This is a genomic window from Amycolatopsis sp. NPDC049252 (assembly GCF_043197175.1).
GTDB lineage: Bacteria > Actinomycetota > Actinomycetes > Mycobacteriales > Pseudonocardiaceae > Amycolatopsis.
Genome location: NZ_JBICSQ010000132.1, coordinates 1 through 15,313, shown reverse-complemented (window position 1 = coordinate 15,313; position 15,313 = coordinate 1). Strand labels below are relative to the sequence as shown.

Genomic DNA, 15,313 nt, shown 5'->3' with positions numbered 1-15,313 from the left:
GGTGCCGTTCGACGTCGTGCGCGCCACCGCGATCGGCGGGGCGGGCGCCCCGACCGGCCTGCGGCACTACGGCCTCGACCTGCGCGGCAGCCAGGCCTGCGGGAGCGCCGCCCGGGTCGCCGCGACCTTCGACGGCGTCACGATGCCGTCCCCGGAACGCACGATGGACCTGGTCCGGGCCGGGAAGCGGGTGCGGGTCGACCGGCGCGGGGTGGCCGCGGCGCTGGCCGGCGAGCTGCTGGAGAAGGCGCCGCCCGCGGTGGCGTCACTGCCCGTGGTGGCGCGGCTGAGGTCGGGCGCCGAAGCGGTGCTGGCGCCGGGCCGCGGGTTCGGGCTGGTGCTCGACGACCGCCGGCTGTGGCGGGTGCCGGACGACGGCGTCGTGGCGCTCAACGGTTCGTCCCCGCACGCCCTGACGACCGCGCAGTGGGACGCCTACGCGCGGGGTTCCTCGCTCGGCGGCTGAGCCCGGCCGCCGACGCGCCCGCCGACGAACAGCCCCAGCCCGGCGGGGATCAGCACCAGCAGCGCGGAGAACGCGGCGCCGCCGGTGAGCGCGCCGCCCAGCTCGGAGACCCCGGTCTGGTCGACGAACACGGCGCGCCCCACGACGTAGAGGACCCCGGCGACCGGCCCGGCGATCAGCGCCGAGATGAACCAGACCTTGCCGCGGTCGGGCAGCCCGCGCCAGGCGTCCAGCGCGCTCCACAGCGCGGCGGCGCCGACGAGCACGGCGAGCGCGAGCGACACGACCAGCGTCTGGTCGGTGGGGTGGTAGACGGCGTACTTGGCGAGGAGGGTGATGGCCGCGCCGTGCAGCACCGCCATCCCGAGTCCGCGCAACACCCAGGCACTCATCCTGCGGAGTCTAGGCTGCCTACTGGCGAGTCGCTTCGTCAGCGTGCGGATCCGACGAACGTCTCGCGGCGCCGCCACTAGGGTGGGGAAGTGCCTGAAACCCATGGACGCCGCCGCGCGGCGCTGCGGCACTCGCTCACCGATGCGGGTCTCGACGCGCTGCTGGTCACCGACCTGCTGAACATCCGCTACCTGACCGGGTTCACCGGCTCGAACGCCGCCGTGCTGGTGCACGCGGGCGGTGACGCCCGGACGCTGTTCTGCACCGACGGCCGCTACACCACCCAGTCCGCCGCCGAAGTGCCCGACCTCGACAAGGTCGTCGACCGGGCGAGTGCCGCCGCGCTCGTGAAGCGCGCGGCGAAGGACGCCGCGGCGTACGGGCGGATCGGGTTCGAGAGCCAGCACGTGAGCGTCGAAGAGTACGAAGACCTCCGGGAGCACGTCGAGCTCACGAGGACCCCCGGCCTGGTCGAGCGGCTGCGGCTGGTCAAGGACGAGGCCGAGATCGACGCGCTGCGGCAGGCGTGCGCCGCGGCCGACCGCGCGCTCGGCGACCTGGTCGCCGCCGGTGGCCTGCGGCCCGGGCGGACCGAGCTGGAAGTGGCCCGCGACCTGGAGAACCGGATGCTGGAACACGGCTCGAGCGAGCCCAGCTTCGCCTCGATCGTGGCCGCCGGCGCGCACTCGGCCATCCCGCACCACCGGCCCACCCACGCCGAGCTGAAGCGCGGCGACTTCGTCAAGCTGGACTTCGGCGCCACCGTCGACGGTTACCACTCGGACATGACGCGCACGTTCGTGCTCGGCGAGCCGGCCGACTGGCAGCGGGAGGTGTACGAGCTCGTGCGCACCGCGCAGGCGGCCGGGGTCGGCGCCGTCGCGCCCGGCGCCGAAGTGTCCGATGTGGACGCCGCGGCCCGGTCGGTGATCGCGGCCGCGGGGCGCGGGGACGCGTTCGCGCACGGCCTCGGCCACGGCGTCGGCCTGCAGATCCACGAGGCGCCCAGCCTCGCCGCCACGGGCGTCGGTACACTGTCCGCCGGTATGGCGGTCACCGTCGAGCCCGGCGTCTACCTCGCGGGGCGCGGTGGCGTGCGCATCGAGGACACGCTCGTCGTGCGGGCTGGGGAGCCCGAACTCCTCACCCTGAGCACCAAGAACCTCGTGGCCGTCTGACGGCGGCCCCGAACCCGAAGATCGACACAGGAGACTGCAAGCTCGTGGCCACGACCAACGACCTGAAGAACGGGCTCGTCCTCAACCTCGAGGGCCAGCTGTGGACCGTCACCGCGTTCCAGCACGTGAAGCCGGGCAAGGGCGGTGCCTTCGTGCGCACGACGCTCAAGCACGTGCTCACCGGCAAGGTGGTCGACAAGACGTTCAACGCGGGCACGAAGGTCGAGACGGCCACGGTGGACCGCCGGAACATGACCTACCTGTACAAGGACGGCCAGGACTTCGTGTTCATGGACGGCGACACCTACGACCAGATCACGGTGCTGGCCGCGGTCGTCGGCGACAACGCCAACTACATGCTGGAGAACACCGAGGTCCAGGTCGCGGTGCACGAGAACGAGGCGCTCTACGTCGAGCTCCCGACCTCGGTCGAGATCCTCATCCAGCACACCGACCCGGGCCTGCAGGGCGACCGCTCCACCGGCGGCACCAAGCCGGCGACGCTGGAGACCGGCGCGGAGATCCAGGTCCCGCTGTTCCTGTCCACCGGCGAGAAGATCAAGGTCGACACCCGCGACGGCCGTTACCTGGGCCGCGTCTCCAGCTGATGCCGACTTCGAAGCCCCACCCGAATCGCGGCGGCTCGATCAGCCGCCGGCAGGCGCGCCGCCGGGCCGTGGAGATGCTCTACGAGGCCGCGCAGCGCGACACCGATCCGGTGACGCTGCTGGCCGACCGCGTCGGCGCGACCGAGGTCGACCCGATCGGGGACTACACGATCAGCCTGGTCGAGGGGGTCACCACCCGCCGGCCGCGGATCGACGAGCTGCTGGCCGAGCACGCGCAGGGCTGGACCCTGGAGCGGATGCCGAAGGTCGACCTCGCGGTGCTGCGGGTCGGGGTCTACGAGCTGCTCTGGGCCGAGGACGTGCCGGACCCGGTCGCGATCGACGAGGCCGTGGGCCTGGCGAAGGAACTGTCCACGGACGACTCGCCGCGGTTCGTCAACGGCGTGCTGGGCCGGATCGGCACGATCGCCGACCGCCTGCGCGCCGTGCTCTAGGTGCTGCGAGCCCCCCGACGAGTCAGTGAGCGTCTCCGGTGCCCCACCGGGGAACGCTCACTGCGTCGGCGCAACACGACACGAGCGGATCAGTCTTCCTTGGACGGACGTGCCTCCGGCGGGAGGACACCCCAGTCGATGAGCTGCTCGGTCAGCTCGCCCGGCGTCATGTCGTAGATGATCGCCAGGGACCGCAGGTCTTCGGTCCGGATCGAGAGCACCTTGCCGTTGTAGTCGCCGCGCTGGCTCTGGATGGTGGCGGCGTAGCGGGCCAGCGGGCCCACCTTCTCCGCCGGCAGCTGCTGCAGGCGCTCCAGGTTGATCACGATCTTGGTGGCGGGCTCGGCACCGGAGGGGACTCGGCCCTCGGGCAGCAGCTCGACCACCGGCACGCCGTAGAAGTCGGCCAGCTCGGCCAGCTTCTGCACGGTGACGGCACGGTCGCCACGCTCGTACGAGCCGACGACGACGGCCTTCCAGCGCCCACCGGACTTCTGCTCGACCCCGTGCAGGGACAGGCCCTGCTGCTGGCGGATCCCGCGGAGCTTGGCCCCGAGCGCCTTGGCGTAATCGCCCATCTGGTCGTTCTCCGTTCTCCACCCCCTTCCCGGTCGGGGTGACCGGCTCCAGGGGACTCTTCGAGTCGAATACTCAGAGTAATGGTTACGCATTGTTGTCACCAGGTCAAGCGCGAGCTTGCCGCGAATCACGCCACACCACCCGTAAGGCTGAGCAAAGTGCCTGCTACTGTCGGTGCGAAAGCCCCGACCAGCAGGGGAACAGACGTCCTTTAAGGACCCGTCCGGTGAGGCGGGGAAGGAGTCCGCAGTGTCGTCACGACCTCGTGACGCGGCTGGTTCGGCTGGGGAGCGCGAGCTCCTGACAGCCGGCGACGTCGCGCGCACGATCGCCCGAATGGCCCATCAGGTCATCGAAAAGACCGCGAACGGTGCGGAGAGCACTACCCCGCCCGTGTTGCTGGGCATCCCCACCCGCGGCACCCCCCTCGCGACCCGCCTCGCCGCCAAGATCGGCGAGTTCTCCGGAGTCCGCCCGCCGGCCGGCGCCCTCGACGTCACCCTCTACCGGGACGACCTGCGCCGCCGCCCGCCCCGCGCGCTCGAGCAGACGCAGCTGCCGCCCGGCGGGATCGACGACCGGGTGGTGATCCTGGTCGACGACGTGCTCTTCTCCGGCCGGACGATCCGGGCCGCGCTCGATGCCCTCCGTGATCATGGCCGCCCCCGCGCGGTGCAGCTGGCGGTGCTCGTCGACCGAGGTCACCGTGAGCTGCCGATCCGCGCCGACTACGTCGGCAAGAACGTGCCGACCGCCCGCACCGAGGGCGTGTCCGTCCTGCTCGCGGAGATCGACGGCCGCGACTCGGTCGTGCTCCGCGCCGCCGAGTCACCCACTGCTCCTGGAGAAGATTCGTGAAGCACCTGCTCGCCACCGACGGGCTGGACCCGGCGCTGGCCACGGCCGTGCTGGACACCGCCGACGAGCTGAAGCACACCCTGCTCGGCCGCGAGGTCAAGAAGCTGCCGACGCTGCGCGGCCGCACGGTGATCACCCTGTTCTACGAGAACTCGACGCGCACGCGGGTGTCGTTCGAGATCGCCGGGAAGTGGATGAGCGCCGACGTGATCAACGTCTCGGCGTCCAGCTCCTCGGTCAACAAGGGCGAATCCCTGCGGGACACCGCCCTCACGCTGGCCGCCGCGGGTGCCGACTGCGTGATCGTCCGGCACCCCGCCAGCGGTGCCGCCCAGCGCTTGGCGGGCTGGCTCGCCGAGCCCGGCACGTCGGTGGTCAACGCCGGCGACGGCACGCACGAGCACCCGACCCAGGCGCTGCTCGACGCGGCGACGCTGCGGGAGCGGCTCGGGTCCTTGAAGGACCGTCGCATCGCGATCGTCGGCGACGTGCTGCACAGCCGGGTCGCCCGCTCGAACCTGCACCTGCTTTCGGCGCTGGGCGCGGAGGTGGTGCTCGTCGCGCCGCCGACGTTGCTGCCTTACGGCGTGGAAAGCCTGCCGGTGACCGTTTCACACGACCTGGACGCCGAGCTGCCCGCGGTCGACGCGGTGATGATGCTGCGGGTCCAGGCGGAACGGATGGCCGGCGGGGGCCCAGGGCAGAGCTTCTTCCCGAGCGCACGGGAGTACTCGATCGCGTACGGCCTTTCGGAACGGCGCCAGAAGCTGCTGCCGGACCACGCGGTCGTGCTGCACCCCGGCCCGATGCTGCGCGGGATGGAGATCGCCTCGGCGGTCGCCGACTCCCCGGCCTCGGCCATCACCGAACAGGTCCGCAACGGCGTGCACGTCCGCATGGCGGTCCTCTACCACCTCTTGGCCAGTGAAGGAGCCGCCGCGTGAGCACCCTGATCAAGGGCGCCCGACCCTACGGCGAGGGTGACCCGGTCGACGTCCTGATCGAGGACGGCGTGATCACCGCCATCGGCGCGGTGGACGTCCCCGAGGACGCCGAAATCATCGAAGCGGCGGGCCAGGTTCTGCTGCCCGGCTTCGTCGATCTGCACACCCACCTGCGCGAGCCCGGCCGTGAAGACACCGAGACGATCGACTCCGGCTCGGCCGCGGCGGCGCTCGGCGGCTACACCGCGGTGTTCGCCATGGCCAACACCGACCCGGTCGCCGACAACGCCGTGATCGTCGAGCACGTGTGGCGGCGCGGGCAGGAGGTCGGCCTGGTCGACGTCCACCCGGTCGGCGCGGTCACCGTCGGGCTCAAGGGTGAGCGGCTCGCCGAGCTGGGCACCATGGCCGCGTCGCAGGCGCGGGTCAAGGTGTTCTCCGACGACGGCCTCTGCGTCGCCGATCCGCTGCTGATGCGCCGCGCGCTGGAGTACTCGACCGCGCTGGACGCCGTGATCGCGCAGCACGCCGAGGAGCCGCGGCTGACCGTCGGCGCCCAGGCCCACGAGGGCGAGCAGGCCGCGCGGCTGGGGTACACCGGCTGGCCCGCCGCCGCCGAGGAGTCCATCGTGGCGCGCGACTGCCTGCTCGCGCTGCACGCGAAGGCGCGGCTGCACGTCTGCCACGTGTCCACTTCGGGCACCGCGGACGTGCTGCGCTGGGCCAAGGACCGCGGCACGAAGGTGTCGGCCGAGGTCACGCCCCACCACCTGCTGCTGACGGACGAGCGCCTGGCCACCTACGACCCGGTCAACAAGGTGAACCCGCCGCTGCGCACCCAATCAGACACCGCGCGACTGCGCGCGGCCTTGGCGGAGGGCGTCATCGACTGCGTCGCCACCGACCACGCCCCGCACGCGGTGCAGGACAAGGACACGGAGTGGGCGGCCGCGCGGCCGGGCATGCTGGGGCTGCAGACGGCACTGTCCATCGTGGCCGAGACCATGGTCCGCACCGGGCTGCTCGACTGGCGCGGCGTCGCCCGCGTGCTGAGCGAGCGCCCCGCCGAGATCGGGAACCTCGCCGACCACGGCCGGCCGATCGCGGCCGGCGAGCCGGCGAACCTGACCCTGGTCGACCCGGACGCCGAGTGGACGGTCCGGGGGGCCGAGCTGGCGAGCATCGCCGCCAACACCCCGTACGAGGGAATGCGGCTGCCCGGCGTGGTGACCGCGACGCTGCTGCGCGGGCGGATCACCGCCCGGGACGGGAAGATCTGCTGATGGAACGCCTGTGGCTGGTGCTGGCGATCGTCGCCTTCTTCCTGCTGTGCCTGTGGGGCATGTACCTCGGCTGGCGCCGCAAGGCGCGCTCGCAGAGCGTGCAGGTGCCGCCGTTCGAGCAAATCCCCAGTGACCCGGGTGCGATCCTGCTGGAGTCCACCGGCGTCTACGTCGCCACGACGATCGCGGGGGAGTGGCAGAACCGGGTCGTCACGCGCGGCGCGGGGCTGCGCACCGGCGCGGTCTGGCGGCTGCACGAAGGCGGCGTCGCGGTCGAACGCGGCGGCGCCCCCGACTTCTGGATCCCGCGCGAGGCGATCACCGGGGTCCGGCGCGACTCGAAGATCGCCGGGAAGGTGATGGGCACCGACGCCCTGCTGGTCATCACCTGGCGGGCCGGCGAGACCGCGCTCGACACCGGCTTCCGCGGCGACGAACTCGATGACTATCCACAGTGGATCGAAGAGCTGAAGATCAAGGGAGGTGCCCAGTGAACGCGCGCGCTCAGGCCGCACTGGTACTCGAAGACGGCCGGGTGTTCCGCGGCGCGGCCTACGGCGCGCGCGGGCGGAGCCTCGGCGAGGCGGTGTTCTGCACCGGCATGACCGGCTACCAGGAGACGCTGACCGACCCGTCCTACCACGGGCAGATCGTGGTGCAGACCGCGCCGCAGATCGGCAACACCGGCTGGAACGACGAGGACGACGAGTCGTCGAAGATCTGGGTCAACGGCTACGTGGTGCGCGACCCCGCGCGCACGCCGTCCAACTGGCGCTCGAAGCGCTCGCTGGACGACGAGCTGGTGAACCAGGGCGTCGTCGGCATCGCCGAGGTCGACACCCGCTCGCTGACCCGGCACCTGCGCGAGCTCGGCGCGATGCGCGCCGGGGTCTTCTCCGGTGACGCGCTGGGCACGGTCGACGAGATGGTCGCCGAGGTCCTCGCCAGCCCGAAGATGGAGGGCGCCGACCTGGCCGGCCAGGTCTCGACGCCGAAGCCGTACGTCGTCTCGCCGTCCGGTGAGACGCGCTTCCGGGTGGCCGCGCTGGACCTGGGCATCAAGTCCAACACCCCGCGCCAGCTGGTCGCCCGGGGCATCGAGGTGCACGTGCTGCCCTCGTCGTCGACGCTGGAGGACCTCCTGGCGATCGAGCCGGACGGCGTGTTCCTCTCCAACGGCCCCGGCGACCCGGCCACCACGGTGCACGCCACCGAGCTGACCAAGCAGGTCCTCGGCCGCGAGATCCCGCTGTTCGGCATCTGCTTCGGCAACCAGGTCCTGGGCCGCGCGCTCGGGCTGGGGACGTACAAGATGCGCTACGGCCACCGCGGCATCAACATCCCGGTGATCGACGTGGTCACCAAGCGCGTCGCGATCACCGCGCAGAACCACGGCTTCGCCCTCGAAGGCGAGCCCGGGCAGCGCTTCGAGTCGCCCTTCGGCGCGGCTCAGGTCAGCCACTACTGCGCCAACGACGGCGCGGTCGAGGGCCTGCGGGCCTTCGACGTCCCGGCGTTCTCGGTGCAGTACCACCCCGAAGCCGCGGCCGGCCCGCACGACGCGGCCCCCCTGTTCGACGATTTCGTTTCGCTCATGGAGAAGAAGGCCTGATGCCGAAGAGGACGGACATCCAGCACGTGCTGGTGATCGGCTCCGGGCCGATCGTGATCGGGCAGGCCGCGGAGTTCGACTACTCCGGTACCCAGGCCTGCCGGGTGCTGCGCAGCGAAGGCCTGCGCGTGTCCCTGGTGAACTCGAACCCGGCGACCATCATGACCGACCCCGAGTTCGCCGACGCCACCTACATCGAGCCGGTGACGCCGGACTTCGTCGAGAAGGTCATCGCGGCGGAGCGGCCGGACGCGATCCTCGCCACCCTCGGCGGGCAGACCGCGCTCAACTGCGCGGTCGCCCTGCACGAGCGTGGTGTGCTCGCCAAGTACGGCGTCGAGCTGATCGGTGCCGACATCGACGCCATCCAGCGCGGCGAGGACCGGCAGAAGTTCAAGAACATCGTCGCCGAGGTCGGCGCCGAGACCCCGCGCAGCCGCGTGTGCAACACGATGGACGAGGTCCGGGACACCGTGAAGGAGCTGGGCCTGCCGGTCGTCATCCGGCCGTCGTTCACCATGGGCGGGCTCGGCTCCGGCATGGCGCACACGCCCGAGGAGCTCGAGCGCCTCGCCTCCACCGGCCTCGACGAGTCGCCGGTCACCGAGGTGCTCATCGAGGAGAGCGTGCTCGGCTGGAAGGAGTACGAGCTCGAGCTGATGCGCGACAAGAGCGACAACGTCGTGGTCGTCTGCTCGATCGAAAACGTCGACGCGATGGGCGTGCACACCGGCGACTCGGTCACCGTCGCGCCGACGATGACGCTCACCGACCGCGAGTACCAGGTGATGCGCGACGTCGGCATCGACGTGCTGCGCGCGGTCGGCGTCGACACCGGCGGCTGCAACATCCAGTTCGCGATCAACCCGGCCGACGGCCGGATGGTCGTCATCGAGATGAACCCGCGCGTGTCCCGGAGCAGTGCCCTGGCGAGCAAGGCGACCGGCTTCCCGATCGCCAAGATCGCCGCGAAGCTCGCCATCGGGTACACCCTCGACGAGATCACCAACGACATCACCGGCGTGACGCCGGCGGCGTTCGAGCCGACGCTGGACTACGTCGTCGTCAAGATGCCGCGGTTCGCCTTCGAGAAGTTCCCGGGCGCGGACCCGACGCTGACCACGACGATGAAGAGCGTCGGCGAGGCGATGTCCTTCGGCCGCAGCTTCCCCGAGGCGCTCGGCAAGGTGATGCGCTCGATCGAGACCAAGGCCACCGGCTTCTGGACGCAGCCCGACCCCGCGGGCGCCACGCTGGAGTCCACTTTGGACGCCCTGCGCGTGCCGCACGAGGGCCGGCTGTACGAAGTGGAACGCGCGCTGCGCCTGGGCGGCACCGTGCAGCAGGTGCACGAGGCCTCCGGCATCGACCCGTGGTTCATCGACCAGATCGCCCTGATCGGGGAGGTCGGCGCCGAGGTCCGCGACGCCCCGGTGCTCGACGGCGACCTGCTGCGCCGGGCCAAGCGCACCGGCCTGTCGGACCGCCAGGTCGCCGCGCTGCGCCCGGAACTGGCCGGCGAGGACGGCGTCCGCGCGCTGCGCCACCGCCTCGGCGTGCGGCCGGTGTTCAAGACGGTCGACACCTGCGCGGCCGAGTTCGCCGCCACCACGCCGTACCACTACTCGGCCTACGAGTCCGACCCCGAAGCGCAGTCCGAAGTGGTGGCGCAGACGGAAAAGCCGAAGGTGCTCATCCTCGGCTCGGGCCCGAACCGGATCGGCCAGGGCATCGAGTTCGACTACTCCTGCGTGCACGCGGCGATCGCGTTGCGGGAGGCCGGGTTCGAGGCCGTCATGGTCAACTGCAACCCGGAAACCGTGTCCACCGACTACGACACCTCCGACCGGCTGTACTTCGAGCCGCTGTCCTTCGAGGACGTCCTCGAGGTGGTGCACGCCGAGCAGGCGTCCGGCACGGTCGCCGGCGTCATCGTCCAGCTCGGCGGCCAGACCCCGCTGGGGCTGGCGAAGAAGCTCGCCGACGCCGGGGTGCCGGTGGTCGGCACGCCGCCGGAGGCCATCAACCTGGCCGAGGACCGCGGTGCGTTCGGCGAGGTGCTCACCGCGGCCGGGCTGCCCGCGCCGCGCTACGGCACGGCGACGTCGTTCGAGGGCGCCAAGCGGATCGCCGACGAGATCGGCTACCCGGTGCTGGTCCGGCCGTCGTACGTGCTCGGCGGGCGCGGCATGGAGATCGTCTACGACGAGGAGACCCTCGCCGGGTACATCAGCCGCGCCACCGAGATCAACCCCGAGCACCCGGTGCTGGTCGACCGGTTCCTCGACGACGCCATCGAGATCGACGTCGACGCGCTGTACGACGGCGAGGAGCTCTACCTCGGTGGCGTCATGGAGCACATCGAGGAGGCCGGGATCCACTCCGGCGACTCCTCGTGCGCGCTGCCGCCCATCACGCTCGGGCACACCGACCTCGAGGCCGTCCGGCGCTCCACCGAGGCGATCGCGCGCGGGGTCGGCGTCCGCGGGCTGCTGAACGTCCAGTACGCGCTCAAGGACGACGTCCTCTACGTCCTGGAGGCCAACCCGCGGGCGTCGAGGACGGTGCCGTTCGTGTCGAAGGCCACGGCGGTGCCGCTGGCCAAGGCCGCCGCGCTGATCATGACCGGCTCGACGATCAAGGACCTGCGCGGCAGCGGGGTGCTGCCGGCCGAGGGTGACGGCGGGCGGATGCCGGCCGACTCGCCGATCGCGGTGAAGGAGGCCGTGCTGCCCTTCCACCGCTTCCGCACGCCCGAAGGCCACGGCGTCGACTCGCTGCTCGGCCCGGAGATGAAGTCCACCGGCGAGGTGATGGGCGTCGACGTCTCCTTCGGCAAGGCCTTCGCCAAGTCGCAGAGCGGCGCCTACGGCTCGCTGCCGACGTCCGGGCGGGTGTTCGTCTCGGTCGCCAACCGCGACAAGCGCTCGCTGGTGTTCCCGGTGAAGCGGCTGGCGGACCTCGGGTTCGAGATCCTCGCCACCTCCGGCACCGCGGAAGTGCTGCGGCGCAACGGGGTCGCGTGCACCGTGGTGCGCAAGCACTACGAGGGCTCCAGCGAGGCCGAGCCGAACATCGTCGACCTGATCCTCGCGGGCGGGGTCGAGATGGTCATCAACACCCCGTACGGCAACAGCGGCCCGCGGATCGACGGCTACGAGATCCGCACCGCCGCGGTGTCGCGGGACATCCCGTGCGTGACGACGGTGCAGGGCGCCGCGGCGGCCGTGCACGGCATCGAGGCACTGATCCGGGGCGACATCGGCGTCAAGTCCCTGCAGGAGCTGCAGGCGGCGCTGAAGGCGCAGTCGTGAGCACGCCCGAGCGGTTCGGGGCGCGGCTGGCGAAGGCCGTCGCGGCCCGGGGCCCGCTGTGCGCCGGGATCGACCCCCACCCGGGCCTCATCGAGGCCTGGGGGCTCCCGGTGGACGCGTCGGGCCTGGAACGGTTCGCGCTGTCCGCCACCGAGGTCCTGGCGGCGCACACGGCGATCGTGAAGCCGCAGTCGGCGTTCTTCGAAAGTTTCGGCGCCGCGGGTGTCCGGGTGCTGGAACGGGTGGTGGAAACGGCGCGCGAAGCGGGCGCGCTGGTGCTGCTGGACGTCAAGCGCGGTGACATCGGGTCCACGATGGCGGCCTACACGGCCGCGTACGTGGCCGAGGGCGCGGCGATCGCGGCGGACGCGATCACCGTCTCGCCGTACCTCGGGTTCGGCTCTTTGGCCCAGTGCGCGGCCACGGCGACCGCCGCGGGGCGCGGCGTCTTCGTGCTTGCGCGAACTTCGAACCCGGAAGCGGCGGCCGTGCAGAACGCGCGGCTGCCCGACGGACGCACCGTGGCACAGGGAATCGTGGATTCCGCGGCGGCGCTCAACGCTCAAGCGGGGCCGCTCGGCGATATCGGTGTCGTCGTCGGCGCGACCGTCGCACCGGGCGAACTGGACCTCGCCCAGCTGAACGGGCCGGTGCTGGCGCCCGGTTTCGGGGCCCAGGGAGCCACTGTGGCGGATTTGCGGGCCCTTTTCGGTATGGGGTTACCAGGTGTGTTGCCCGCATCGTCCCGTGACCTGCTGCGTCACGGACCGGAGCAAGCCGCTTTGCGCCAAGCGGTCGAACGTGTCGCCGAACTGCTGGCCGACCCGCAGGAAAACGGCCAATAGCAGGCCCCGGAATCCAGTCCCACCAGCCACCCCCGCATTGTGGCCGGTGCTCACGGGTGGGTACCGTCGCGTCACCCACCCAGATTTGAGAACTACCGGAGGAAAACGTGGCACTTCCCCAGCTGACAGAGGAACAGCGCGCTGCGGCGCTGGAGAAGGCCGCCGCTGCTCGCAAGATCCGTGCTGAGCTGAAGGAGCGGCTGAAGCGGGGCGGTACCACTCTGGTCGACGTGCTGAAGCAGGCCGAGGAGAACGAAGTCCTCGGCAAGATGAAGGTTTCGGCTCTGCTCGAGGCCCTTCCGGGCGTCGGCAAGGTCCGCGCGCAGCAGACCATGGAACGACTGGAGATCGCCCCCAGCCGTCGTCTCCGCGGCCTCGGCGACCGGCAGCGCAAGGCGCTGCTGGCCGAGTTCAGCGGCGAGTGAGCGGCGTCGGTCGTGACTACCCGGTGAGCCGGGACGCCGACCGCGGCAGTGAGCCGGTGGCGGGGGACATCCCCCGGCACCGGCTCACGGTCGTATCGGGGCCGTCCGGAGTCGGGAAGTCGAGTGTGGTGGGCGAACTGCGGAAGCTGGAGCCCGACATCTACTTCAGCGTTTCGGTCACCACCCGCAAGCCGCGCCCCGGCGAGATCGACGGGGCGCACTACCACTTCGTCGATCGCGTCGAATTCGACGCGATGGTCGACGACGGCCGGCTCCTGGAGTGGGCCGAGTTCGCGGGCAACTGCTACGGCACGCCGCGCGAGCCCGTCGAGAAGGCCCTCGCCGAGGGCCGGCCGGCGATCCTGGAGATCGAGCTGCAGGGCGCCCGGCAGGTCCGCAAGGCGATGCCGGAGGCCCGGCTGGTGATGCTGATGCCGCCGTCGTGGGACGAGCTGGTCGGCAGGCTCACCGGGCGCGGCACCGAAAACGAGGCCGCGGTGCAGGCCCGCCTGGCGGAAGCGGAGCGTGAGCTGGCCGCCGCCGGGGAGTTCGACGAGCGGCTCGTCAACGCCGACGTGCGTGAGGCCGCCGAGCACTTGCTAAACTTGATTACCGGCGAGCAGTTTGCCGCCGGTAGTCCAACGGATTCGGAGCACCACGAGTGACGACTCAGGCGACCCTGCACGAAGAGCTCGAGGGCATCACCAACCCGCCGATCGACGACCTTCTGGAGAAGGTCAGCTCGAAGTACGCCCTGGTGATCTACTCGGCCAAGCGTGCCCGCCAGATCAACGACTACTACGCCCAGCTGGGCGAGGGCCTGCTCGAGTACGTCGGCCCGCTCGTCGAGCCGGGCCCGCGCGAGAAGCCGCTCTCGATCGCGCTGCGCGAGATCCACGGTGGCCTGCTCGAGCACACCGAGGGTGAGTAAACCCCGCGTCGTCCTGGGCGTGGGCGGCGGCATCGCCGCCTACAAGGCCTGTGAGGTGCTGCGGGGGCTGACCGAGTCCGGTCACGACGTCCGCGTGGTACCCACCGAAGCCGCGCTGAACTTCGTCGGCGCGGCCACCTTCGAAGCCCTCTCCGGCCACCCGGTGCACACCGGCGTGTTCACCGAGGTGCCGGAGGTCCAGCACGTCCGCGTCGGCAAGGAAGCCGACCTCGTCGTGGTCGTCCCGGCCACCGCGAACCTGCTCGCGAAGGCCGCCCACGGCATCGCGGACGACCTGCTGACGAACACCCTGCTCACCGCCCGGTGCCCGATCGCCTTCTTCCCGGCGATGCACACGGAGATGTGGGAGCACCCGGCGACCCGCGACAACGTCGCCCTGCTGCGGTCCCGCGGCCTGATCGTCGCCGAGCCCGATTCGGGCCGGTTGACCGGCGCCGACACCGGCAAGGGCCGGCTGGCCGACCCCGCCGAGATCGTCGACCTCGCCCAGCTGCTGCTGGCCAAGCCCGGCGCCCTGCCACGCGATCTCGAAGGCGTCCGCGTGGTCATCTCGGCCGGCGGCACCCGCGAGCCCCTCGACCCCGTGCGCTACCTGGGCAACCGGTCGTCCGGCAAGCAGGGGTACGCGCTGGCCCGCGTCGCCGCCCAGCGCGGCGCCGAGGTCACCCTGGTCGCCGCGCACACGATCGCCCTGCCGGACCCGGCGGGCACGGTGGTGCGGCACGTCTCGACGGCCGAAGAGCTGCGGCAGGCGGTGCACGCCGAGGCCGAAACGGCCGACGTCGTCGTGATGGCCGCCGCCGTCGCCGACTTCCGGCCGGCGAACCGGGCCGATCACAAGATCAAGAAGTCCGACGACCAGCCGGACCCGGTCATCACCCTGGACCGCAACGCCGACATCCTCGCCGAACTGGTGCGGAACCGGCGGAGCGGCCAGGTCGTCGTCGGGTTCGCCGCCGAGACCGGCGACGAGCACGGCAGCGTCCTCGACCACGCCCGCGTGAAGCTCAAGCGCAAGGGCGCCGACCTGCTGATGGTCAACGCGGTCGGCGACGGCAAGGCGTTCGGCACCGAGGACAATTCGGGCTGGCTCCTCGGCTCGGACGGCACGGAGATCCCGATCCCCCTGGCCCGGAAATCGGAGCTCGCGTCCACATTGTGGGACGCTGTTGTGAGCTTCATGAAGCATTGACTGGGCCCCGAGCGATAGTCAGTACGCTTGCACGGGTAAGGGGTGCCTAAGTACCGGGGCATCCGACGACTAGGTGAGGAAGTGACGGCCACCGTGACCGCGTCTAGCAGCAGATTGTTCACCTCGGAGTCGGTGACCGAAGGGCACCCCGACAAGATTTGCGACGCCATCAGCGACTCGATCCTCGACGGCCTGCTGTCGAAGGACCC

The 15,313-nt window shown here is 71.2% G+C and carries 17 protein-coding genes and 1 pseudogene; 16 read left to right on the top strand and 2 right to left on the bottom strand.

The genetic code is table 11. The features are described from left to right. Window positions 1-466: pseudogene (locus tag ACGFMK_RS46820) on the top strand (beta-xylosidase); the annotation flags it as partial. Here the strand turns inward: ACGFMK_RS46820 and ACGFMK_RS46815 are convergent. Beyond that, a complete protein-coding gene (locus ACGFMK_RS46815; protein WP_392777840.1) occupies window positions 436-828 on the bottom strand; it encodes a hypothetical protein in 393 nt (130 codons plus the stop codon). The pseudogene ACGFMK_RS46820 and the gene ACGFMK_RS46815 overlap by 31 nt on opposite strands. 120 nt (window positions 829-948) lie before the next feature. Here ACGFMK_RS46815 and ACGFMK_RS46810 point away from each other — a divergent pair, with 120 nt between their 5' ends. The 3 genes from ACGFMK_RS46810 to nusB are packed head-to-tail and all read left to right on the top strand — an operon-like array spanning window position 949 to window position 3,100. After that, a complete protein-coding gene (locus tag ACGFMK_RS46810; RefSeq protein ID WP_392777835.1) occupies window positions 949-2,037 on the top strand; it encodes a M24 family metallopeptidase in 1,089 nt (362 codons plus the stop codon). 44 nt (window positions 2,038-2,081) lie between these two features. Next, window positions 2,082-2,645: an elongation factor P gene (gene efp / locus ACGFMK_RS46805; RefSeq protein WP_323335269.1), complete on the top strand. Its 564-nt coding sequence runs from the start codon at window positions 2,082-2,084 to the stop codon at window positions 2,643-2,645. Further along, window positions 2,645-3,100 carry a transcription antitermination factor NusB gene (gene nusB / locus ACGFMK_RS46800; protein ID WP_392777831.1) on the top strand — a complete coding sequence of 152 codons (456 nt, stop codon included), beginning with the start codon at window positions 2,645-2,647 and terminating at the stop codon, window positions 3,098-3,100. Before efp ends, nusB begins: the two co-directional genes overlap by 1 nt. An 89-nt stretch (window positions 3,101-3,189) precedes the next feature. Here the strand turns inward: nusB and ACGFMK_RS46795 are convergent, their stop codons facing one another. After that, window positions 3,190-3,678: a transcriptional regulator gene (locus ACGFMK_RS46795; RefSeq protein ID WP_003096372.1), complete on the bottom strand. Its 489-nt coding sequence runs from the start codon at window positions 3,676-3,678 to the stop codon at window positions 3,190-3,192. 250 nt (window positions 3,679-3,928) lie between these two features. Between ACGFMK_RS46795 and pyrR the strand changes: the two genes are divergently transcribed. The 12 genes from pyrR to ACGFMK_RS46735 all read left to right on the top strand — a co-directional run. Continuing rightward, complete coding sequence (gene pyrR, locus ACGFMK_RS46790; RefSeq protein WP_392777826.1) at window positions 3,929-4,537, top strand: bifunctional pyr operon transcriptional regulator/uracil phosphoribosyltransferase PyrR; 609 nt, start codon at window positions 3,929-3,931, stop codon at window positions 4,535-4,537. Beyond that, window positions 4,534-5,481 (top strand): aspartate carbamoyltransferase catalytic subunit, encoded by a 948-nt coding sequence (locus ACGFMK_RS46785; RefSeq protein ID WP_392777823.1) that lies wholly within the window; start codon window positions 4,534-4,536, stop codon window positions 5,479-5,481. Before pyrR ends, ACGFMK_RS46785 begins: the two co-directional genes overlap by 4 nt. Continuing rightward, window positions 5,478-6,764: a dihydroorotase gene (locus ACGFMK_RS46780; protein WP_392777820.1), complete on the top strand. Its 1,287-nt coding sequence runs from the start codon at window positions 5,478-5,480 to the stop codon at window positions 6,762-6,764. Before ACGFMK_RS46785 ends, ACGFMK_RS46780 begins: the two co-directional genes overlap by 4 nt. Further along, entirely contained in the window at window positions 6,764-7,258 is a 495-nt protein-coding gene (locus ACGFMK_RS46775) for a transporter (protein WP_392777817.1), read from the top strand. Before ACGFMK_RS46780 ends, ACGFMK_RS46775 begins: the two co-directional genes overlap by 1 nt. Beyond that, the gene (gene carA, locus ACGFMK_RS46770) at window positions 7,255-8,376 is read left to right on the top strand and encodes a glutamine-hydrolyzing carbamoyl-phosphate synthase small subunit (RefSeq protein ID WP_392777814.1); all 1,122 of its coding nucleotides are present in this window, start codon (window positions 7,255-7,257) and stop codon (window positions 8,374-8,376) included. The genes ACGFMK_RS46775 and carA overlap by 4 nt, the downstream gene beginning before the upstream one ends. After that, a complete protein-coding gene (gene carB, locus ACGFMK_RS46765) occupies window positions 8,376-11,690 on the top strand; it encodes a carbamoyl-phosphate synthase large subunit (protein WP_392777811.1) in 3,315 nt (1,104 codons plus the stop codon). The genes carA and carB overlap by 1 nt, the downstream gene beginning before the upstream one ends. After that, window positions 11,687-12,535, top strand: coding sequence for an orotidine-5'-phosphate decarboxylase (gene pyrF, locus ACGFMK_RS46760; RefSeq protein WP_392777808.1), 849 nt, complete (start codon window positions 11,687-11,689; stop codon window positions 12,533-12,535). The genes carB and pyrF overlap by 4 nt, the downstream gene beginning before the upstream one ends. A gap of 107 nt (window positions 12,536-12,642) precedes the next feature. Beyond that, the gene (gene mihF, locus ACGFMK_RS46755) at window positions 12,643-12,960 is read left to right on the top strand and encodes an integration host factor, actinobacterial type (protein WP_013224622.1); all 318 of its coding nucleotides are present in this window, start codon (window positions 12,643-12,645) and stop codon (window positions 12,958-12,960) included. Further along, complete coding sequence (gene gmk, locus ACGFMK_RS46750) at window positions 12,957-13,625, top strand: guanylate kinase (protein WP_392777805.1); 669 nt, start codon at window positions 12,957-12,959, stop codon at window positions 13,623-13,625. The genes mihF and gmk overlap by 4 nt, the downstream gene beginning before the upstream one ends. Continuing rightward, window positions 13,622-13,891, top strand: a complete 270-nt coding sequence (gene rpoZ / locus ACGFMK_RS46745; RefSeq protein WP_005152353.1) for a DNA-directed RNA polymerase subunit omega — start codon at window positions 13,622-13,624, stop codon at window positions 13,889-13,891. The genes gmk and rpoZ overlap by 4 nt, the downstream gene beginning before the upstream one ends. Further along, window positions 13,884-15,104 (top strand): bifunctional phosphopantothenoylcysteine decarboxylase/phosphopantothenate--cysteine ligase CoaBC, encoded by a 1,221-nt coding sequence (gene coaBC, locus ACGFMK_RS46740; RefSeq protein ID WP_392777800.1) that lies wholly within the window; start codon window positions 13,884-13,886, stop codon window positions 15,102-15,104. Before rpoZ ends, coaBC begins: the two co-directional genes overlap by 8 nt. A 93-nt stretch (window positions 15,105-15,197) precedes the next feature. Then, a partial coding sequence (locus tag ACGFMK_RS46735) for an S-adenosylmethionine synthetase N-terminal domain-containing protein (RefSeq protein ID WP_392777837.1) occupies window positions 15,198-15,313 on the top strand: 116 nt, incomplete at its 3' end.

What these genes read in the sequence shown, in the direction of transcription:
- nusB (WP_392777831.1), top strand. Translation starts at nt 2,645, where the DNA reads ATGCCGACTTCGAAGCCCCACCCGAATCGCGGCGGCTCGATCAGCCGC.
- ACGFMK_RS46775 (WP_392777817.1), top strand. Translation starts at nt 6,764, where the DNA reads ATGGAACGCCTGTGGCTGGTGCTGGCGATCGTCGCCTTCTTCCTGCTG.
- ACGFMK_RS46815 (WP_392777840.1), bottom strand. Translation starts at nt 828, where the DNA reads ATGGCGGTGCTGCACGGCGCGGCCATCACCCTCCTCGCCAAGTACGCC.
- carB (WP_392777811.1), top strand. Translation starts at nt 8,376, where the DNA reads ATGCCGAAGAGGACGGACATCCAGCACGTGCTGGTGATCGGCTCCGGG.
- ACGFMK_RS46795 (WP_003096372.1), bottom strand. Translation starts at nt 3,678, where the DNA reads ATGGGCGATTACGCCAAGGCGCTCGGGGCCAAGCTCCGCGGGATCCGC.